The following is a 20,417-nucleotide window of genomic DNA, read 5'->3' as shown; positions in this document are numbered from 1 at the left end:
CCTTTCATTGGAAACCGGTGCCGGCAAGTAAGTCGGGGCAGGGCAGATTGGCTCTGTCCCTGGCACCTTCACAGCTGCGCTCAACGCGGCTGTTTCAGCATCCCAGTAAGCCGATCAAGCTGCGCACGATACCCATCCAGCACCTTGGCCGTGACCACGGCATACCGATCCGCCTCATCCCACCGCCGCGCCTCCAGCGCCTCGCGCACACCAGGCACGGTCTTCACGCCATAACCCGTGAGCATCCCGGGCGCATAGATCATGTGCCGGAACCAGGTGCGGCCGGGCAGGCCGTCGGGGCTGGTGAGGGACTGTTCCATGCGGCCCATCAGCACGTTCAGCGCGTTGCGCTGGGCGTCGGTGAGGTCGAGTCCGCTGGCGGCGCGTGCATGGTAGGCGGCCTCGTAGGCCTGCGCGCTCTGCTTCAGCTTTTGCGCGGCCTGGTCCAGTGGCGCGAGGTCGATGGCCGGCACGTCGGAGTCGCGCGCGGGCGGCGCCAGCGGGTGGCTGGGGTCGTCGGCGAGGGCGAAGGCGTGCTGGTCGAGCAGGCGGTGTTGTTCGTCGGTGGCCTTGCGCGTGGTGTCGACCAGTTCGTGCAGTTGCTTCACGTAGCGGTCCAGCGTGTCGCTGAAGTCGCCGAAGCGCAGCGGCAGCACGCTGGCGTCGGCAGTGCGCAGCACGATGTGGCCGGCGACCTTGGACAGTGCTACGCCGTATTCGAACGTGGGGTCGCCGAAGCGCGCGTAGTGGTCGAAGGAGTCGTAGGCCGAATGGTAGACGGGTCCGTTTTCGTCCTCGCCGCCGAAGCCGAGGTCGAGCGAGGCGATGCCCAGGTGTTCGAGGAAGGCGCTGTAGTCGGAGCCGGAGCCCAGCGCCTCGATCGGCAGGTCGCCGCCGCCGGCGGCGAGTTTGGCGTCGTCCTTCGCGCGTGCGCTTGCGCCCTTGGCCGCGCCTTGCACCTGCATGCGCGCGCGCAGGCGTTGCTGCACGCTCACGTGGGTTTCCGGATCGGTGACGCCGGCGGCGACCTGGTTCACCAGGTGCTGCAGCGAGTGGCTGCCGCCCGCGCCGAGGAAGCCGCGGCCGTTGGTGTCGGAGTTGACGTAGAGCACGGCCTTGGCCTGCAGCTCCTGCGCGTGCGTCTCGACCCATTCGGTGGAGCCGAGCAGGCCGGGTTCCTCGCCGTCCCAGCTGGCGTAGACGAGGGTGCGCTGCGGCCGCCAGCCCTGCTTGACCAGGGTGCCGATGGCCTTGGCCTCGGCCAGCAGCGCCACGTTGCCGGCGAGCGGATCGAAGGCGCCGAACACCCAGCCGTCGTGGTGGTTGCCGCGGACGATCCATTGGTCGGGTTCGCTGGCGCCCTTGAGCGTGGCGATCACGTCGTAGACGGGCTGGCGGCCCCAGTTCGATTCGACCACGAGATGCGCTTTCGCGGTGCCGGGGCCGATGTGGTAGGTGAAGGGCAGCGCGCCGCGCCAGTCGGCGGGCGCCACCGGGCCGCCCAGCGATTGCAGCAGTGGCGTGGCGTCGGCGTAGGAGATCGGCAGCACCGGGATCTTCATCAGTGTCTTGGCGTCTTTCAGCGCCAGGTGCTTGGCGCCGGGCACCGAGCCGTAGCCGGGTGTGGTGGGGTCGCCGGGGTACACCTGCATGTCCGCCACCGAGCCGCGCTGCACGCCGTCGGCGGGACGCCAGCCGCCCTCGGGGTAGGTGTCGCCCTGGTAATAGCCGTCGTCGCGCGGGTCGGAGTAGATCAGGCAGCCCAGCGCGCCGTGTTCCTGCGCGAGCTTGGGCTTGAGGCCGCGCCAGCCGCCGCCGTAGCGCACGATCACGATCTTGCCCTTCACGTCGATGCCGCGCCGGGCCAGCGCCGTGTAGTCGTCGGGCATGCCGTAGTTGACGTAGACCAGCGGCGCGGTGACGTCGCCGTCGGCGCCGTAGACGTTGTACGGCGGCAGCGCGCCTTGCTGGATGGCCGAGGTGGCGTCGCCGGGCAACGGCGGCTCGTTGAGCTTGGCGGTGAAGGGCTTCGGCCCCAGCAGTTGCAGCGATTCCTTCTTCGGCGTGGGGTAGAGCACGTCGAAGGTTTCGATGTGCGCGTCCCAGCCCCACGCGCGGAACTTCGCCAGCATGAAGTCGGCGTTCGCCTTGTCGTGCGGGGAGCCGACCTGGTTGGGCTGCGAGGCCATCTGCTTCAGCCACTCGCGCTGGTCGGCGGGATTGAGCAGGGCGTCGAAGCGTTGCTCGAGGGTTTGTTCCTGCGTGGCGCCAGTGCTGGTGAAGCCGAGCATGCTAGTGCCGGCCTGATCGCTGGCGGGTGTGGCGGCTGCCGTGGCGAAAGTGGCGAGCAGGCAGGCCAGGGCGCAGGCCGGGCGGATGTTCGTGTGTGGCATGGACAACTCCCCTTCAACCAAACAACCAAAGGCACCGTTCAAGGGCACCGTTCGCGCTGAGCGTAGCTTGCGGAAGCAAGCGAAGTCGAAGCGTCGTCGCGAGTTCCCTTCGACTTCGGCCCTACGGGCCTACGCTCAGGGCGAACGGTGGGGTTTCCTGCGAAATGTCGGAGCAACCGGCTTTTTGTTCGTCATTCCTGCGAGAGCAGGAATCCAGTGACTGGATGGCGGGTGGTTTGAAGTCACTGGATCCCAGCTTTCGCTGGGATGACGAGCGGAACGGGCATGTACCGATGTGGCGAGTTACTGCAGTCCCTGCCACACCGCATGCAGCAATTCGTCGGTGGGATCGCTGCTCTGTTCCCAGTACATCAGCCCGCCGAGGTGCTGCGCCTTCACGTACGCGCCCTTGGCGGCGATGGATTGCGGGTCGTCGTAGGTGATAAAGCGGTGCGTCTTTTCGTTCCACAGGAACGGCGCATCGGCCTTCGAGTCCCAGTAGCGCACGTAGCCGTTGTGGTTGATGAAGTCGGCCTTGAGTTCCGGCCAGTCGTGGCCGCCCTGGTAGTGGCCGTATTTCTGGAACATGCCGTGATGGGCGGGATCGACATCGGCAAACTCGCGGCCGTAGAACGCCACGCCGGGCACCAGCTTGGCGGCCGGCACGCCGGCGGCGAGGAACTGCCGCACCGCGCGCGACAGCGTGCGTGCATCGGCCGGCGCCAGCGCCGACGCGTGCAGGCCGGTGTGGTTGCAGGTGGTCGGCGTCATCACGTTGCAGAAGTCGTAGGTCATCATGTTGAACCAGTCCAGCGACGGCGCGACGGCGGCGAGGTCGATGCCGTCCACGAACGGGCCGTCGGCGGCGGCGATGGTCAACAGGTAGTGCTTGCCGTGGCCGGCTTTGTCCAGCGCGGCGCGCAGCGCCTTCATCAGCGCGGTGAAATGTTCGCGGTCCTGCGGGTTGGAGGCGATGCCGGATTCGTGGTGGCCGGGGTATTCCCAGTCCACGTCGAGGCCATCGGCATGCGTGTCCACGAGCAGCGCGGCGGCGCTGTCGGCGAAGCGCTGGCGGCTTTCCGCGGTCATCGCGGCCTCGGAGAAGCCGCCCACGCTCCAGCCACCCACCGACACCATCACGGTGAGGTTCGGGTGTGCGGCCTTCAGCGCGATGCGTTGCTGCAGCAGGGCGCGGGCTGCGGGATTGAGCGTCACGCGGCCATCGGCCGGGTGCGCGAACGCGAAGATCAGGGTGTCGATGCGGTCCACGTCGGCCGCGGGAATCGGATGGTGCGCGGTGTCGTAGGCCACCACGCGATAGTGTTCGGGGCCGGCGTGTGCGATCAGTGGGCAGGCGAACATCGCCAGCAGGGAGAGCAGGGGGAGGCGAAAGCGCGATGGCATCGTGGGAGTTCCGCAACGGGGGAACTCCGATCATCGCAGCGCTTCGGCGGCACGGCCAGTGCGAATTACACTGCGCTCCGGATTTGCCCGAGTGCCACGCGTGATCCCAACCGACAGCCCCGACGACCCGCGTCCCAAGCCGCCGCCCGAACCCGATCCCGGCGAGTGCTGCGGCAACGGTTGCGACCCTTGCATCTACGACTTGTACAACGATCAACTGACGTACTACCGCACCGCGCTGGCGGCGTGGCTGGCGCGGCATCCCGACGCGTGAGCTTTGCAACACTCCCCTTCAAGGGGCTGTCTGGTATTTCTGACCGTTCGCCCTGAGCGTAGGCCTGATGGGCCGACGCGGGGGGAGCGTCCAAGGATGATCGCGCTCTGAGGGGCGAGGAAGTCGAAGGGCCCGTGGAGGCGCTTCGCTGGCTGTCGCAAGCTAGGGAAGGTTTGATCAACCGGGCTCTTGCTCGTGATCCCAGCGAAGGCTGGGATCCAGTGCCTGCAGGCCATTGAACACAAAGTCACTGGATGACTCGCTACGCTCGCCCCTTTGGGGCCAGCCTTTGGCTGTTCAACGCTCGCATAGCTCGCTTTTGTCCTGCCTCCGGAGGAATGACGAGCAAAGTCAGAGCATCCCTGCGTTCAGCGTGAACGGAATCTTTGTACTGAAGATCCGCGGCAAGCGGGATCAAAGGTAGGGAGCAAAGCAGACGTCCGGGGCGCATTGGCAAGCGCGCTTGCCGCCCCCAGATCGGCAGCCATCGTGTTATTGGATGCCGCCATGATTCCGTTTTCCGTACTCGACCTTGCGCCGATCACCGTGGGCAGCGATGCCACGCAGGCGTTCCGCAACACGCTGGACCTGGCGCAGCTCACCGAGCGGCTGGGCTACACGCGCTACTGGCTGGCCGAGCACCACAACATGCCGGGTATCGCCAGCGCGGCGACGGCGGTGCTGATCGGCCACGTGGCCGCCGGTACCTCGACCATCCGCGTGGGCGCGGGCGGCATCATGCTGCCGAACCATGCGCCGCTTCAGGTGGCCGAGGCGTTCGGCACGCTGGCCGCGCTGCATCCGGGGCGGATCGACCTCGGTCTCGGGCGCGCGCCCGGCACCGACCAGGCCACCGCACGGGCGCTGCGCCGCTATTACGAAAGCGCCGACGAATTTCCGCAGGACGTGGTGGAGCTGCTCGGCTATTTCGAACCCGCCACGTCGGGGCAGACGGTGCGCGCCGTGCCCGGCGCGGGTAGCGAGGTGCCGGTATGGATACTCGGCTCCAGCCTGTTCGGCGCGCGGCTGGCCGCGCAGCTTGGTTTGCCGTATGCGTTCGCCTCGCACTTCGCGCCCGACGCGATGGACGAGGCGCTGGCGTTGTACCGCCGCAACTTCAAGCCTTCGACGCGGCTGGCGCAGCCTTACGCCATGCTGGGCATCAACGTGGTGGCGGCTGGCAGCGATGCTGAGGCGCGGCGCCTGTTCACCACGCAGCAGCAGAGCTTCATCAATCTGCGCCGCGGCCAGCCTGGATTGATTCCGCCGCCGATCGACGACATCGAGTCGTATTGGACGTCGACGGAAAAGTTGATGGTGGAGCGGGCGCTGGCGTGTGCCGTGGTGGGGGATGCCTCGACTGTAAAGCAGGGGCTTGCGGAGTTCATTGCGCGGCACAAGCCGGATGAGCTGATGATCACCAGCAATGTGTTTGATCATGGGTTGCGGCGGCGGTCGTATGAGCTGGTGGCTGCTGCGCGCGGGTAGCTCGCTCGAAGCCGGCCTCCCCTCTCCCACTTGTGGGAGGGGGTTGGGGGAGAGGGCGCTTTTCTTTTGTTCGGTTGTCGCAAGCGACGAAGCGGTTTCGTGCGCCTGTCGGCGCCCGAGTTACTTTTCTCTTGCGTGGCCAAGAGAAAAGTAACCAAAAGAGAAGGCCACCCCGCGGCGGCGCTCTCCGGGCGTCCTGCCCTCCGAGTCCGTGAGGCGTGGCCGGGCTTTTCGGCCGGGCTTCCTGCCCGGTCGAAAAGGCATCGCCCTCCATGGCGATGCCCGCTGCGCGGCCTGATCGTCCACGCCTCACCGCCGCCGAGGGGCCCCGGGTAGAGCAGGCGCGCATCGTGCGCGCCAGAAGCAACGGCCAGAGCAAAACGGTACAGGCATCGTAGGCCTTTGTGCCTCAGCTTCCAGATACGGCGCGGAATGGCGGCGGCAGTGGACGTGTCGCGGGATGTAATTCCAGCATCCTCGAAACACCCTGCTTGTAATTCCGGCGGATTGAACCAGGCCATTTCTCTTGGTTACTTCTCTTTGGGCCAGCAAAGAGAAGTGACTCGGGCGCCGGCAGGCGACCGAAATCGCTCTGTTTCTTGCGGCATGCGATCACGGTCGTTTCGGCGCCTGCGAAAGAAAGCATTGTGCGGGAGCGTCCGCGGAGATCTGCAGGGCAGCCGCCTACTACTGCCCCACGCCCACCAGCTTCACGTCGAACACCAGCGATGCATTGGGCGGAATCACTTCGGCGGCGCCGCGGGCGCCGTAGCCGAGTTCGGCGGGGATCAGCAGGGTGCGTTCGCCGCCGACGTGCATGCCGGCGACGCCCTGGTCCCAACCTTTGATGACCTGGCCCTGGCCCAGCGGGAAGGAGAACGGCTGGCCGCCGTGGTCGTCGGTGCTGTCGAACTTGGTGCCGTGTTTGTCCTTGGCGCGGTCGTCGTACAGCCAACCGGTGTAGAGCACCTGCACCGTCATGCCTGGCTTCGCCTCGGGGCCGGTGCCTGTCTTGGTATCGATCGTGGCGAGCTTGTCCACCTGGCCGTGGCTGGCCAGCGGGGGCGGTGGCGGGATGCGGTTGCAGGCGGCGAGAGCGACGGCAGCGATGGCGAGCAGGGCGAGGCGATGGCGCATGGACAGGTATCCGCGATGATGACGGCGCATCATCGCAGATCGTCTCTGCTCTGGAGCTTGATCGCGACCTCCCATGGACCCTGGGGAGACCATGATCAGGCGCTCAGGCCGCCAGCGGCTGCCGCCACGCGTGTGCCGGGTAGTAGAAGCGCATCATGCGCGCCACGTACGCGACCAGGTTCGGATGGCGCTCGGCAGCCGTGCGCAGCGGTGTGTCGAAGAACGGCGTGAGCACGGCGGCGAGCACGCCGAAGCCGATGGCGTCCACGGCATGCGGCCGGTCGCCGAACAGGTAGTCCTGCTCGCCAAGCAGTACGGCCAAGGCGTCGATGGAGCGCGTGCCCAGTTCAGCGATCTGCTCGCGCGAATGCCGGCCCAGCCCGTGCGCATGCAGTTCGTTCTGCTTCGCGGCCTGCATGTCCTCGCGCAATCGCTGGCGCATCGCCTCTGGTGCGCGGTCGACGAAATGCGCCGGACCCTTGGCGAAGTTCTCCGCGTCGACCCAGCGGAACCACACCATTGCCCAGTACAGGTGGTCTTCCAGCAGGCGCTCGACCGCCCAGGCCTCGGCGCGCTGGCGCGTATCGAGGCCAGCATCCAGGTCCAGTGCGTATTTGCGCTCCAGGTGGGCGCGGATGAAGCTGGAGTCGCACACGATCTCGCCAGCGTCGTCGATGTACGGCAGCTTGCCCTTGGGGGATTCCGGCGGGATCGCGAACACCTTGCGATAGGACAGGCCGGCCATCTGCAGCTGCACTTCGGTCTTGGTGACGAAGGGGCTGGGGTCGGGCAGGTCGAAGGCGGGGGCGCAGCCGTACAGGGTGATGCTCATGGCGTGTCTCCTCGGTTTGGACGAGGGGCAGCCTGCCGGGGGGCTGCTGACAGCCTGTTGTCAGCAGAGGCGTGTTCACGCGGCTGGCGGCGGCGCAGGCTTGAGCGTTTCGAGCAGCGGCCGGACCAGTTCGAGCGGCAGCGGGAACACGATGGTGGAAGCCTTGCCGTTGTTGGACATGTCGGCCATCGTCTGCAGGTAGCGCAGCTGCAGCGCCTGCGGTTGCTGCGACAGCAGCGCGGCGGCGTCGCGCAGTTTTTCCGCGGCCTGCAGTTCGCCATCGGCATGGATCACCTTGGCGCGCCGCTCGCGTTCGGCCTCGGCCTGGCGGGCGATCGCGCGCACCATGGTCTCGTTGAGGTCGACATCCTTGAGCTCGACGTTGGTGACCTTGATGCCCCAGGGGTCGGTGGCCTCGTCGAGGATCCGCTGCAGGCTGTGGTTGATCGAGTCGCGCTGCGACAGGATCTCGTCCAGCTCGTGCTGGCCGAGCACCGAGCGCAGCCGCGTCTGCGACAGCTGGCTGGTGGCCTGCAGGAAGTTTTCCACCTGCAGCACCGACTTGTCCGGTTCCACCACGCGGAAATACACCACCGCGTTGACCCGCACCGACACGTTGTCGCGCGAGATCACGTCCTGCGGCGGCACATCCATCACGGTCACGCGCAGGTCCACCCGCGTCATGCGCTGCACGATGGGCACCAGGATCACCAGACCCGGCCCCTTGATGCCGGTGTAGCGGCCCAGCGTGAGCACCACGCCGCGCTGGTACTCCGGCAGCACCTTGACCGACAGGAACAGCAGCAGGGCCACCACGATGACGACGACACCACCGAACCCGATCATGGGAGTTCTCCTTCGTTCGACTGCAGGGGCGTGACTTGAAGCAGCAAGCCGCGCCGGGCGGTGACGCGCACGCGCGCGCCGGCAGGCAGGGCGGCTTCGCAATGCACCTGCCAGCGTTCGCCAGCGATGAGCGCCCAGCTTTCGCCGCCGGCCGGTACCGCCTGCAGCAGCTCGCCGCCGGCCAGCAGCATCGATTCGTCGCCGAGGAAGCGCCTGGCGCGGCGTGCACGCGACACCAGCCGCAGCAGCATGGCCAGCAAGGCGACGGCGCAGACAGCGAGGCCGGCGATCACCCCCAGGTTCACCGTGTAGCCCGGTACGCCGCGATGGAACAGCATGATCGAGCCGATCACGAACGCGATCACGCCGCCGATGCCGACCACGCCCGCGGTGGGCGCGAAGGCCTCCGCCAGCAGCAGGCCGATGCCCAGCGCCATCAGGGCCAGGCCCGCGTAGTTCACCGGCAGCAGCTGCAGTGCGTACAAGCTCACCAGCAGGCAGATGCCGCCGGTGACGCCGGGCAGCCAGGTGCCGGGGTGGAAGGCTTCCAGGATCAGCCCGTAGATGCCGGCCAGCAACAACAAGTAGGCGATGGTGGGATTCGTGATGATGCCGAGGAAGCGCGCCCGCCAGTCCGGCGGGTAGTCGCGCACAGGCAGGCCGCGCAGTTCCAGCGTCACCGTCTGATCGCCGAGCTTCAGCGTGCGGCCATCGGCTTGCGCCAGCAGCGCTGCATCATCGGCGGCGACGAAGTCGATCACGTGCTGGCTGGCCGCTTCGTCGGCGGTCAGCGTGGACGCGCCGCGCACCGCCTGCTCGGCCCACGCCGCGTTGCGCCCGCGCAGTTGCGCCAGCGAGCGGATGTAGGCAATCGCGTCGTTGAGCACCTTGCGGGTTTCGGCGTCGGTGGCGGGGCCGCCGGTTTCGGGTGTGCCGCTGCTTTTGGATGGCGCCGGCTGGGTGCCGCCGATCGGCAGCGGCGTGCCGCCGCCGAGACTGACCGGGGTCGCCGCCCCGAGGTGGGTGGCCGGTGCCATCGCCGCGATCGGGCAGGCGTAAAGAATGTAGGTGCCGGCCGAGGCGGCGCGCGCGCCGGCAGGCGCCACGTAACCGAGCACCGGCAGCCGCGACGCCAGGATCGCGCTGACGATCTGCCGCATCGATTCGGCGAGGCCACCCGGCGTATCCATCTGCAGCACGATGGCGGTGGCGCCGTCGGCGCCCGCCTGTCGCATTGCAGCATCCACGTATTCCGCCGCGGCGGGGCCGATCGGGCCGTCCAGGTCGATCCGCGCCACGAAACCGGCGTTGCCGCGCGCAGGCGGTGGCGATCCGGCCGCGAGCGCGGCCAGCGCCAGTGCAAGGGCAGTGGCGACGCCGAAGCTGAGCCATGGCCTGCGCGACACGTATGCGCCTCCCGGATGCCAGTGCCGCCACAGTGCGCCAGCGCCTGTTGCGGCAGTGTTTAGGCCGTTCCCCGGCGGAGCCTGCCGATCGCGCCAGGCGCCGGCTTGCCGGTCGAAATATTCACGGTACGCCCGATCCACGCTATCGTGCGCGGCAGTGTCCATCCGGGGAGTCCCATCGTGAAGCCATCCGCACCCAGCGCATCCTCGCGCGCTGAACTGACCCTGCGTGGCCTGGTCATCGGCATCGTCATCACGGTGGTGTTCACCGCGGCCAACGTGTTCTTCGGTCTCAAGGCCGGCCTGACCTTCGCCACCTCGATCCCGGCGGCGGTGATCTCGATGGCGATCCTGCGGGCGATGAAGAACTCCACGATCCAGGAGAACAACATCGTGCAGACGGTGGCCTCGGCCGCCGGCACGCTGTCCTCGATCATCTTCGTGCTGCCGGGCATGATCATGATCGGCTGGTGGGCCGACTTCCCGTTCTGGACCTCGTTCGCCATCTGCGCGCTGGGCGGCATCCTGGGCGTGATGTATTCCATCCCGCTGCGTCGCGCGCTGGTGACCGATACCGATCTGCCGTATCCGGAAGGCCTGGCCTGCGCCGAAGTGCTCAAGGTGGGCACTGGCGACGACGCGGATGCCGGCAGCGCGGAAGAGAGCCGCGCCGGCCTGCTCGCCGTGCTGTGGGGCTCCATCGTCTCGGCCGTGTTCGCCGTGGTGGTCGCCACGCAGGTGTTCGCGTCGGATTTCGTGCGCAATTTCCGCGTGAACGACAAGGGTGCGGTCAGCGGTTTCGATTTCAATCTTTCCTTCGCGCTGTTCGCCATTGGCCATCTGGTGGGCCTGTCGGTGGGTATCGCGATGCTCATCGGCGCCGTCATCGGCTGGGGCTGGGGCGTGCCGCATTACTCGGTGCTGGGCGACATGAGCCAGTCCGTGGCAGACCTCGCCAACGGCACCTGGAGCCACAAGGTGCGTTTCGTCGGTGCCGGCGCCATCGGCGTATCGGCCATCTGGACCCTGGCCAAGCTGGTGAAGCCGGTGATCACCGGCCTGACTTCGGCGATGGCGGCTTCGCGCGTGCGCAAGGCCGGCAACGCCGATTCGCTGCCGCGCACCGAGCGCGACATCCCGATCGGCATCGTGGGCCTGATCACGCTGGCGTGTTTCGTGCCGATCGCCTGGCTGCTCGGCTACTTCGGTTCGATCAGCGGCCTGGGCGACCAGGTCGCCGTGCTCGCCATCGGCGGTGTGGCCTTCGTGGTGCTGATGGGCTTCTTCGTTTCCACCGTGTGCGGCTACATGGCCGGACTGATCGGTTCGTCCAACAGCCCGCTGTCGGGCGTGGGCATTCTCGTGGTGATCGCCGCCGCGCTGCTGCTGGTGGCGTTCGTGAAGCCGCATGTCAGTCCGGAAGAAGGCAAGGCACTCGTGGCGTTCGCGCTGTTCATCACCTCGGTGGTGTTCACGGTGGCGGCCATCGCCAACAACAATCTGCAGGATCTCAAGACCGGTCAGCTCGTCGATGCCACGCCGTGGCGCCAGCAGGTGGCGCTGGTCATTGGCGTGATCGCCGGCGCCGCGGTGATTCCGCCGGTGTTGAACCTGCTCAACAAGGCCTACGGCTTCGTGGGCGTGGCCGGCGTCGGCGCGCATGCGTTGCCGGCGCCGCAGGCGGGCCTGATTTCCGCGCTGGCGCAGGGCGTGATCACCAACAACATCGACTGGAGCCTGATCATCACGGGCATCGGGATCGGCGTCGGCATCATCGTGATCGACGAAATCCTTGCGCGCACGACCCGGAACATGCGCGTGCCGCCGCTGGCGGTGGGCCTGGGCATCTACCTGCCGACCGTCAGCACCTTGATGGTGGTGGTGGGTTCGGTGGTGGGCTGGCTCTTCGATCGCCGCGCGGATCGTCGTTCGAAGAAGCCGGAGGCCACCAAGCAGCTCGGCGTCCTGCTTGCTTCGGGCCTGATCGTGGGCGAGAGCGTGATGGGCGTGGTCATCGCGTTCATCGTCGGCTTCTCCGGCAAGGCGGCGCCGCTGGCGCTGGTGGGCGAGAGTTTCGGTGACGCGGCGCAGTGGATCGGCGGCATCGCGTTCGTGGTCCTGGTGGCGGTGATGTACCGCTGGATCGCGCGCATGGGCCAGGGCACGTCCGCGCGCTGACCGCGGCGACGCTGTTCACCGCCTGCAACACGGCGTGCCTTAAAATCGGGTGTCCCCAGGGAAAACGAGCGTCGCGTGGAGCAGCAGGAAAAAGTCGAGCAGGTGCCGCGCGCGGATGATGCCTTGAACCCGATCAGCCCGCGGGTGGCGGTGCTGCGCCGCGTGGCCGGGCCGTTGATGTCGGTAGGCCTGCTGGTGCTGGCGCTGTGGGGGCTGCGCCAGTTCGCACGCCACGTCACCTACCAGGAAATCCGCGAGTACGTCGCCAGCGTGTCGCGTACGCGGCTGCTGCTGGCGATCGTGCTGACCATGCTGGGTTTCGGCGTGATGTCGCTGTACGACCGCTTCGGCCTCAAGTCGATCGGCCGGTCGATGCCGTGGCAGCGGGTCACCCTGATCTCCTTCATCAGCTATGCCTTCAGCAATGCGGTGGGCATGTCGTTCCTGGTGTCGGGTTCGATCCGCTACCGCTTCTACCTGCAGAACGGCCTTTCCACCGCCGAGATCGCCAAGCTGGTGCTGTATTGCACGCTGAGCTTCTGGCTGGGCCTGCTGGCGTTGACCGGCGTGACCCTGCTGGTCGAGCCGCTGCCCGCGCTGGTGCAGATCGGCGAGTGGCAGATCCACATGAGCCGCTGGCGGATCCCGCTGGCCGTCGCGCTTGCCGCGGTACCGCTGGCATGGATCTTCGGCGGCTTCATCCGCAAGCCGATCAAGCTGTGGCGCTGGCGCGTGCTGTTGCCGCGGCCGCTGTCGGCCCTGCGCCAGGTACTGGTGGGTGCGCTGGACTGGTGGCTGGCGGCGGCGGTGATGTACGTGCTGATGCCGGACAGCCTGCACGCCAGCTTCGGGCATTTCCTGGCGATCTTCGTGATCGCGCAGATCGCGGGCCTGATCAGCCACGTGCCGGGCGGCCTCGGCGTGTTCGAGACGATGATGCTGGCCTGCTTCCATGTCACCAACGACAAGCACCTGGCCGCACCCATTCTCGGCGCGCTGGTGATGTTCCGCGTCGTCTACTACCTGATGCCGCTGTGCGCGGCGACCATGCTGGTGCTGCAGCGCGAGGCGCGCGGTCTTCGGCGGCAGTCGCTGTGGTCGCCGTGGTTCACCGGTCTGCTGCCTTCGTTCTTCGCCGGGCTGACCCTGGTGTCGGGCGCGGTGTTGCTGTTCTCCGGTGCCACGCGGGCGTTGCCGGAGCGCATGGAAGTCCTGCGCGACGTACTGCCGCTGTCGGTGCTGGAGGTTTCGCACTTCATGGCCAGCGTGATCGGCATGCTGTTGCTGATCCTCGCACGCGGCCTGCAGCGGCGGCTGGACGTGGCCTACTGGGCGACCTTGGTGCTGCTGGTGGTGGGCGCGGTGTTCTCGCTGCTCAAGGGCATCGACTACGAGGAAGCCTCACTGCTGGCCCTGCTGGCGATGGCGTTGGGGCCGGCGCACCGTCTGTTCTACCGGCGCGCGTCCCTGCTCAGTGCCAGCTTCTCGGTGGGCTGGATCGTGGCGATCCTCGCGGTGTTCGGCTGCGCGACTTGGCTGGTGATGTTCAGCTACAAGCACGTGGAGTACAGCAATAGCCTGTGGTGGGAATTCAGCTTTCACCAGGGAGCGTCGCGCGCACTGCGTGCGCTGGTGGGTGCGGCGGCGGCGGGCCTGCTGTTCGCGCTGGCGACGCTCATCAAGCCGCAACGCCTGCGCTGCGATCCACCCAGCGAGGCGGAGCTGGAGCGCGCGCTGCCGCTGATCCGCAACTTCCATTCCGCCCAGGCGCACCTGGCGTTGATGGGCGACAAGCACCTGCTGTTCGACGCCGACGGCAAGGCCTTCCTGATGTACGACACCGGTGGGCGCAGCTGGGTGACCATGGGCGATCCGGTGGGCGAGGACGAGGATGCGCGGCGCGAGCTGGTGTGGAGTTTCATGGAGCAATGCGAGCGCGCGGGCGGCTGGCCGGTGTTCTACCAGGTCAGCCCGGCCGACCTGGACATGTATCTCGAAGTGGGCATGAACCTGCTGAAGATCGGCGAGGAAGCGCGCGTGCGGCTGGAGGACTTCAACCTCGACGGCAAGTCGAAGAAGACCCTGCGCGGCACGGTCAACAAGCTCAGCCGCGACGGCCTGCGGCTGGAGATTGTGCCGGCGGAAGCGGTGGCGCCGCTGCTGCCGCGGCTGAAGCAGATTTCCGACGCCTGGCTGGGCGACAAGAACGCGCGCGAAAAGCGCTTCTCGCTGGGTTCGTTCGATCCGCGCTATCTGGTGCGCACGCCGATGGCGCTGATATGGCAGGGCGAAACCTTGCTGGCCTTCGCCAACCTGTTCCTCACCGAGACGCGCGAGGAGGCCTCGCTGGACCTGATGCGCTTCGTGCCCGAAGGCCCGTCCGGCATCATGGATTTCCTGTTCATCGAACTGATGCAGTGGGCGAAGCAGCACGGCTACCGCTGGTTCAACCTCGGCATGGCGCCGCTGGCCGGTCTCACCAGCCGTCGCCAGGCGCCGCTGTGGAACCGTTTCGGCGCGCTGGTGTTCGGGCGTGGCGAACGCTTCTACAATTTCCAGGGCCTGCAGCGCTACAAGGACAAGTTCGACCCCGAGTGGGAGCCGCGCTACATGGCCGTGCCCGGCGGCATCGCGCTGCCGGTGATCCTTACCAACGTGGCCAGCCTCATTTCCGGCGGCATCACCGGGGTCGTGCGTCGATGAGCAAGTCGAAGAGAGGCAAGTGGATCATGTGGTCAGGCGTGGGTGCGTGTGTGCTGGGACTGGCGCTGCTGGTGTGGACACCGTTCTCCAAGCCCAGCCTGGAGGATTCCACCATCGTGCTCACGCCGGCGGCCGGCGTGCAGGCGCCGGCGGGCAAGGGCGATGTGCTCACCATCCTGTATTCCGGCGACGGCGGCTGGGCCGATCTCGACAAGCAGCTCGGCGGCGCTTTCGTGGCGGATGGCATCCCGGTGCTGGGCATCAACGGGTTCAAGTATTTCTGGCGCAACCGCGATCCGGACCAGGCTGCCGCCGAGCTCGACGCGCTGATGACCAAGTACCTGACCCAGTGGCACAAGCGCCGCGTGTGGCTGGTGGGCTTCTCCTTCGGCGCCGACGTGCTGCCCACCCTCATCGACAAGCTCAGCCCGGCCAATCGCGCGCGCATCACCCAGCTGGTGCTGCTCTCGCCCAGCCACGACACCAGCTTCGAGATCCAGTTCGAGGGCTACATGATCACGCAGGGGCGCTTCAAGGCCTTCGTGAAGACCGTGCTGGAGAAATTCAACAAGGTGGAGCACTACGATGCGCTGCCGCCGCTGGTCGCGCTCAAGGACCAGTTCCCGGTGGTCTGCTACTACGGCAAGGACGAGGCCGACGACGCCCTGTGCACCGATCCCGGCCTGCCCGCCTGGGTGACGGTGCACGCCAAGAACGGCGACCACCATTTCGAGGGCGGCTACCAGCCGCTGGCGGCACAGATGGTCGAGGAAATGCCGGCGCAGGCGGCGGGTACCAGCACGGGTCATTAACGCTTCCTCGGCGACACTGTCGCCCGTTCCATGGCTCGGGAGAGGAGGCACGTCATGCTTGATTGGCTCGCATACCGCAAAGAACTGCTGGGGCGCATCGGCGAGATCGGCAAACTGAGCCCCGGCACGCTCGCCGGCTACCAGACCTTGTCCAGGGCGGGCGCCGAAACCGGCCATCTGGACGCCAAGACGCGCGAACTGATCTCGCTGGCGGTGGCCGTCACCACCCGTTGCGACGGCTGCATCACCGTGCATACCGGCGAGGCGCTGAAGCACGGCGCTTCGCGCGAGGAGATCGCCGAAGCATTGGGCGTAGCCGTGGCGATGAACGCCGGCGCCGCGCTGGTGTACTCGGCACGCGTGATGGATGCGGTGAGTCAGCACGGCGCTGCCTGAGAGTCGCGCTCACCGCCTACAATACGCAGCGACTCCCCGATCCGGATCTGCTGTGAGTGCTGGCGGTTTTTCCGCGGCCGCGCCCGAAGCGGCGCTGGCCGCCCTGTGCGTGCCCTTCGACACCGGCGTGCTGCGGTTGCCGACCGATGGCCAAGCGCTGTTCCTGCGCGCCCGTGCGGGCGTGCAACTGCGCGAACTGGCGCAGCCCGGCTGGCTGTGCGAACAGAGCTTCCTGCCGTTTGCCGACGAACTGGCGCGTTGCAGCCTGCGCGTGGGCGAGCCGGCCGAGGGCGAAATCTTCCCGCTCGTGCTGCTGCTGCCGCCGCGCCAGCGCGACGAGGCGCGCGCCCTGTTCGCCCGTGCGCTGGACCATCTCGCGCCTGGCGGGACGCTGGTGGCCAGCATGGCCAAGGCCGAAGGCGCGAAGTCCGGCGAGGCGGACCTGACCAAGCTCGTGGGCGCGGTGGGCAACCTGTCCAAGCATCATTGCCGCGTGTTCTGGAGCACGCCGGAGCCGCATGCCGTCGACCGCCTCCTGCAGGACGAATGGCGCGCGCTGGACGCGCCGCGTGAAACCGCCGACGGCTGGTGGAGCCGCCCCGGCCTGTTCGCATGGGATCGCGTGGATCGCGCTTCCGCCTTGCTCGCCGCGCATTTCCCCGGCGACCTGCACGGCCGCGTGGCCGACCTCGGCGCGGGCTACGGTTACCTCGCCACGCAGCTGATCGCGCGTTGCCCGCGCATCACCGCACTGGACTTGTACGAAGCGGAAGCGCGCGCGCTGGAACCCGCCCGCCGCAACGTGACAAACGCGTTGCGCATGGCCGGTCGCGAGCTGCCGGTGAACGTGCACGGGCACGACGTCACGCGCGGCCTGCCGCGCCGCTACGACGCCATCGTCAGCAATCCGCCGTTCCATCTCGGCCGCGCCGACCTGCCGGAACTCGGCCGCGCCTTCATCACCAGCGCCGCCGACGCGCTGGTGGAGTCGGGGCGCCTGCTGATCGTGGCGAACCGCCACCTGCCTTACGAGGCCTTGCTCGCCGCACGCTTCGCCGATGTGCGGCAGCTCGCGCTGCAGGACGGCTTCAAGGTGATCGAGGCGAGGAGCCTGCGCGCATGAAACTGGTCAAGCTGATCGCCAATCTCGGTTACGGCAGCCGCAAGGACGTGGCGTGGATGTTCCGCGAGGGCCGCATCACCGACGCCGCTGGCGAGGTGCTGTACGCCGACGACAAGGTGGAGCACGCGCAGATCCACATCGACGGCGAGCCGCTCGATCCGCCGCCCGGCCTGGTGCTGATGATGCACAAGCCGCTGGGCGTCACCTGCTCGCGCAAGGATCCCGGCCGGGTGGTCTACGACCTGTTGCCGCCGCGTTACCGCATCCGCGAACCTGCGCTCTCCACCGTGGGCCGCCTCGACCGCGATACCTCGGGCCTGCTGCTGTTCACTGACGACGGTGCGCTGCTGCATCGGATCATCTCGCCCAAGGCCGAGGTGACCAAGGTCTACGAAGCCACGTTGGCGCAGGATCTGCGCGGTGACGAAGCGGCGCTGTTCGCCAGCGGCACATTGCTGCTGGAATCCGAAACCACGCCGCTTGCGCCTGCCAGGCTGGAAACGCTCAGCCCGCGCCACGCCCGTCTTACCGTCACCGAAGGTCGCTACCATCAGGTGCGCCGCATGTTCGCCGCCACCGGCAACCATGTCGAAACCCTCCAGCGCGTGGCCGTCGGAGCGCTCGCGTTGGGTGAACTGGCTCCGGGTGGGTGGCGCGCGCTTGATGCGGATGACGTTGCATGCATCTTTGCGTAGCAGGGACTCCGGACAGGCAAACGAAGGCCTCTCGGGTGCGAATTCGCATCCTGGAGGAGAGGCGGTTCATCGACCTTCGCCGCGAGTGAGGCTCTGTCGGAGAAGGTGAGGGGGAAAGTGCGCCTGGGTTGCCCTGAACAACCTGCCTGCAGTCCGTCACGGTTGCGCAAGCAGGAGGCGTCTGCGGCGGCGAAACGGGGCCTTCCAGGGTCGCTGTGTTCAACCGTTTGACGGTGCTGCATGATTCATGCGCCTGCTGCTCGCTAGACCACCTTCCGGGTGTACTCGCGAAGTCCGGCATGCGCCGGGATGGCGGGCAGAATCGGGGCTTCCTGGCAAGATGCATTGAACGGCACCGGATCTCATGGCCGGTTCGCGGCCTCGTTTCCAAACACCCCAAGGACCATCGACGTGCGCTACGCCAATTCCCAGCCCGTGACCGGCAAGCTCACGCAGTCCGCCATTTTCCTGGTGATGACCCTGAAGGCGGGGGCTGAGCATGACGCGGCGGTCAAAGGACTCTGCGCCGACCTGTCCTCGCTGTTGCGTGCTGTCGGGTTTCGCGCCCAGGAAGGGTGCCTGTCGTGCATCATGGGGTTCGGCTCGGAGGCCTGGGATCGGCTGTTCGGAAAGCCCAGGCCTGCGGAACTGCATCCGTTCCGCGAGATCCGCGGGGTCCACCACGCCGTTTCCACGCCGGGCGACCTGCTGTTCCATATCCGCGCCAACCGGATGGATCAGTGCTTCGAGATGGCCAGCGCCATCATGGATCGGATCGGCGGCGCCGCGACCGTGGTCGACGAGGTGCACGGCTTCAAGTATTTCGACGAACGCGACCTGCTGGGCTTTGTCGACGGCACGGAGAATCCGGTCGACCAGGCGGCCGTGGACGCAACAATCATCGGCGACGAGGATCCGGGCTTTGCAGGCGGCTGCTACGTGATCACGCAGAAGTACCTGCACGACATGCAAGCCTGGAACGCATTGCCGGTCGAGTACCAGGAGGGCGTGATAGGCCGCAAGAAGCTGTCCGACATCGAGCTGCCGGAGCATGCCAAGCAGCGCTATGCGCACAATGTGCTGACCAACATCGAAGAGAACGGACAGCAGCTGCAGATCGTGCGGGCGAACATGCCGTTCGGCGAGATCGGCAAGGGCGAGTTCGGCACGTATTTCATCGGCTACGCGCGCTCGCCGACTCGCATCGAGCGCATGCTCGAGAACATGTTCGTGGGCCTTCCTCCCGGCAATTACGACCGGTTGCTCGACGTGAGCAGGGCGGTGACCGGCTCGCTGTTCTTCATCCCGGCCGCGGCCTTCCTGGACGATGTGTCCGACGACGCGCCGGCCGGTGCGGCAGGCGGTGCGAACTAGGCTGGGTCAAGCGTCATAAAAAAATGCCGCCCGGAGGCGGCATTTTTGTTTCTTGGTGGAGCCAGGGAGGATCGAACTCCCGACCTCGTCATTGCGAACGACGCGCTCTCCCAGCTGAGCTATGGCCCCGAAAGGGAAGGCGAATAATAGCCACTCGGATTGGGGCGGGCAAGCCTCGCCGCCCGCTCAGCCGGGCAGCAGGGCGGGCAGGCGTTCGCGCAGTACCTGGCCGCGCCAGCCGTCGAGGAAGTCCGGCCATTCGGCGGTGACCACGTATTCCTCCAGCACCTTGCGCGGGCAGAGCAGGCCTGCAGGCAGCTCGAGTTCGGCGGCGCGTTCGTCGACCAGGGTCTTCATCGCACCCAGCGCCTTCTTCGCTTCGCCTTGCGGATGGGCGGGTATCGGCTGGGTGGTGGCGACTTCTTCCGCTTCGAGCGGTTCGCGGAGCAAGGCGAACAGTTCGCTGCGCTGGGCGCTGCGCAGGGCGCGCTGGCCGCGTCCGCGCTGTTCGAGTTCGGCGAGGCTGGCGGGTGGTTGCTGGGCGAAGCTCATGGCAAGCGCGTCGTCGAGCAGCCACGGTCGCGGGCGGTCCAGCGTGCGTGCGCTGCGGTCGCGCCACAGCAGGACCCGGCGCAACAGGGTCTGCTGTTCCGGTGACCACTCGGCCGCGCCGCGCAATGCCCGCTGCGGTTGCGGGTCGCCGTCACGGTGGCTGGCGCGGCGCTTCAGGCGTTCGCAGTCTTCGGCGAACCAATCGCTGCGCTCGCGCTGGCGCAGTCGTTCGGCGAGCTGGGCATGGATGGATTCGAGGTACACCACGTCCAGCGTGGCATAGCTGCGCTGCGATGCGGTGAGCGGGCGTTGCATCCAGTCCGAGCGCGTCTCGCCCTTGTCCAGTTCGTCGCCGCAGAGTTCCGCGACCAGCGCGCGGTAGCTGATGCCCAGCCCCATGCCGACGAAGGCGGCGGCGATCTGGGTGTCAAACAGCATGCGCGGACCGTCGGGCAGCATGGGCGCCAGCGTCTCCAGGTCCTCGCCGGCGCTGTGCATCACGGTCACGGCGTCGCCGTTGCCCAGCCTGGGCCGCAGCGCATCGTCGATCGCGAAGGCCAGTGGATCGACCAGGGCGTGGCGACCACGGCAACCCAACTGCAACAGGGCCAGCTGCGGATGGAAGCTGTCGCGACGCATGAATTCGGTGTCCAGGCCGACCACCGCCTCCGTCGGCACGTCGTCCAGCCAGGCTTGCAGCGTGGCGCGGTCGGCGATCCAGTCGGCGGTGGCATTGGGCAGGGACATGTTTTCCTCGAAATCGCAGGGCGCGGATTGCCCCGCCATCGGTCGTGGCATAAGGTG

At 67.3% G+C, this 20,417-nt stretch carries 16 protein-coding genes and 1 tRNA gene; 9 read left to right on the top strand and 8 right to left on the bottom strand.

The genetic code is table 11. The features are described from left to right. Positions 1 to 80 precede the first annotated feature (80 nt). Both ISP25_RS06845 and ISP25_RS06840 read right to left on the bottom strand, forming a co-directional pair. Entirely contained in the window at positions 81 to 2,393 is a 2,313-nt protein-coding gene (locus tag ISP25_RS06845) for a transferrin receptor-like dimerization domain-containing protein (protein ID WP_404612678.1), read from the bottom strand. A 303-nt stretch (positions 2,394 to 2,696) separates the two neighbouring features. Then, positions 2,697 to 3,797 carry a glycoside hydrolase family 18 protein gene (locus ISP25_RS06840; protein WP_404612676.1) on the bottom strand — a complete coding sequence of 367 codons (1,101 nt, stop codon included), beginning with the start codon at positions 3,795 to 3,797 and terminating at the stop codon, positions 2,697 to 2,699. Positions 3,798 to 3,897: 100 nt separating this feature from the next. On the opposite strand from ISP25_RS06840, the gene ISP25_RS06835 reads away from it, so the two are divergent. Both ISP25_RS06835 and ISP25_RS06830 read left to right on the top strand, forming a co-directional pair. After that, entirely contained in the window at positions 3,898 to 4,071 is a 174-nt protein-coding gene (locus tag ISP25_RS06835) for an oxidoreductase-like domain-containing protein (RefSeq protein ID WP_404612674.1), read from the top strand. Between the two features lie 507 nt (positions 4,072 to 4,578). Next, the gene (locus ISP25_RS06830; protein WP_404612672.1) at positions 4,579 to 5,559 is read left to right on the top strand and encodes an LLM class flavin-dependent oxidoreductase; all 981 of its coding nucleotides are present in this window, start codon (positions 4,579 to 4,581) and stop codon (positions 5,557 to 5,559) included. 687 nt (positions 5,560 to 6,246) lie between these two features. Here the strand turns inward: ISP25_RS06830 and ISP25_RS06825 are convergent. From ISP25_RS06825 to ISP25_RS06810, 4 genes are all read right to left on the bottom strand, one after another. Then, positions 6,247 to 6,696: an FKBP-type peptidyl-prolyl cis-trans isomerase gene (locus ISP25_RS06825; RefSeq protein ID WP_404612670.1), complete on the bottom strand. Its 450-nt coding sequence runs from the start codon at positions 6,694 to 6,696 to the stop codon at positions 6,247 to 6,249. A 103-nt stretch (positions 6,697 to 6,799) separates the two neighbouring features. After that, on the bottom strand, positions 6,800 to 7,528 hold the full coding sequence (locus ISP25_RS06820; protein WP_404612668.1) for a glutathione S-transferase family protein: 729 nt from the start codon (positions 7,526 to 7,528) through the stop codon (positions 6,800 to 6,802). Positions 7,529 to 7,603: 75 nt separating this feature from the next. Next, a complete protein-coding gene (locus ISP25_RS06815) occupies positions 7,604 to 8,374 on the bottom strand; it encodes a slipin family protein (protein WP_404612667.1) in 771 nt (256 codons plus the stop codon). Beyond that, complete coding sequence (locus ISP25_RS06810; RefSeq protein WP_404612665.1) at positions 8,371 to 9,780, bottom strand: NfeD family protein; 1,410 nt, start codon at positions 9,778 to 9,780, stop codon at positions 8,371 to 8,373. Before ISP25_RS06810 ends, ISP25_RS06815 begins: the two co-directional genes overlap by 4 nt. A 177-nt stretch (positions 9,781 to 9,957) precedes the next feature. Between ISP25_RS06810 and ISP25_RS06805 the strand changes: the two genes are divergently transcribed. The 7 genes from ISP25_RS06805 to ISP25_RS06775 all read left to right on the top strand — a co-directional run bounded on the left by ISP25_RS06805 (position 9,958) and on the right by ISP25_RS06775 (position 19,061). Continuing rightward, the gene (locus ISP25_RS06805; RefSeq protein ID WP_404616280.1) at positions 9,958 to 11,958 is read left to right on the top strand and encodes an OPT family oligopeptide transporter; all 2,001 of its coding nucleotides are present in this window, start codon (positions 9,958 to 9,960) and stop codon (positions 11,956 to 11,958) included. 123 nt (positions 11,959 to 12,081) lie between these two features. Next, on the top strand, positions 12,082 to 14,661 hold the full coding sequence (gene mprF / locus ISP25_RS06800; protein ID WP_404612663.1) for a bifunctional lysylphosphatidylglycerol flippase/synthetase MprF: 2,580 nt from the start codon (positions 12,082 to 12,084) through the stop codon (positions 14,659 to 14,661). 26 nt (positions 14,662 to 14,687) lie between these two features. Then, positions 14,688 to 15,473: an AcvB/VirJ family lysyl-phosphatidylglycerol hydrolase gene (locus ISP25_RS06795; RefSeq protein ID WP_404612661.1), complete on the top strand. Its 786-nt coding sequence runs from the start codon at positions 14,688 to 14,690 to the stop codon at positions 15,471 to 15,473. A gap of 54 nt (positions 15,474 to 15,527) precedes the next feature. Further along, positions 15,528 to 15,869 carry a carboxymuconolactone decarboxylase family protein gene (locus ISP25_RS06790; RefSeq protein WP_192154749.1) on the top strand — a complete coding sequence of 114 codons (342 nt, stop codon included), beginning with the start codon at positions 15,528 to 15,530 and terminating at the stop codon, positions 15,867 to 15,869. Positions 15,870 to 15,921: 52 nt separating this feature from the next. After that, positions 15,922 to 16,992 carry a class I SAM-dependent methyltransferase gene (locus ISP25_RS06785; protein ID WP_404612659.1) on the top strand — a complete coding sequence of 357 codons (1,071 nt, stop codon included), beginning with the start codon at positions 15,922 to 15,924 and terminating at the stop codon, positions 16,990 to 16,992. Beyond that, entirely contained in the window at positions 16,989 to 17,687 is a 699-nt protein-coding gene (locus tag ISP25_RS06780; RefSeq protein ID WP_404612657.1) for a pseudouridine synthase, read from the top strand. Before ISP25_RS06785 ends, ISP25_RS06780 begins: the two co-directional genes overlap by 4 nt. Before the next feature lie 411 nt (positions 17,688 to 18,098). Beyond that, positions 18,099 to 19,061, top strand: a complete 963-nt coding sequence (locus tag ISP25_RS06775) for a Dyp-type peroxidase (protein WP_343227529.1) — start codon at positions 18,099 to 18,101, stop codon at positions 19,059 to 19,061. 53 nt (positions 19,062 to 19,114) lie between these two features. Here the strand turns inward: ISP25_RS06775 and ISP25_RS06770 are convergent. Beyond that, a tRNA-Ala gene (locus ISP25_RS06770) sits at positions 19,115 to 19,190 on the bottom strand. A gap of 57 nt (positions 19,191 to 19,247) precedes the next feature. After that, on the bottom strand, positions 19,248 to 20,360 hold the full coding sequence (locus ISP25_RS06765) for a ribonuclease D (RefSeq protein WP_404612655.1): 1,113 nt from the start codon (positions 20,358 to 20,360) through the stop codon (positions 19,248 to 19,250). Between the last annotated feature and the right edge of the window lie 57 nt (positions 20,361 to 20,417).

This window comes from Rhodanobacter hydrolyticus (assembly GCF_044904645.1).
Note: the sequence above shows the minus strand (reverse complement) of the source record. Positions and strands in the feature narration are given on the sequence as shown.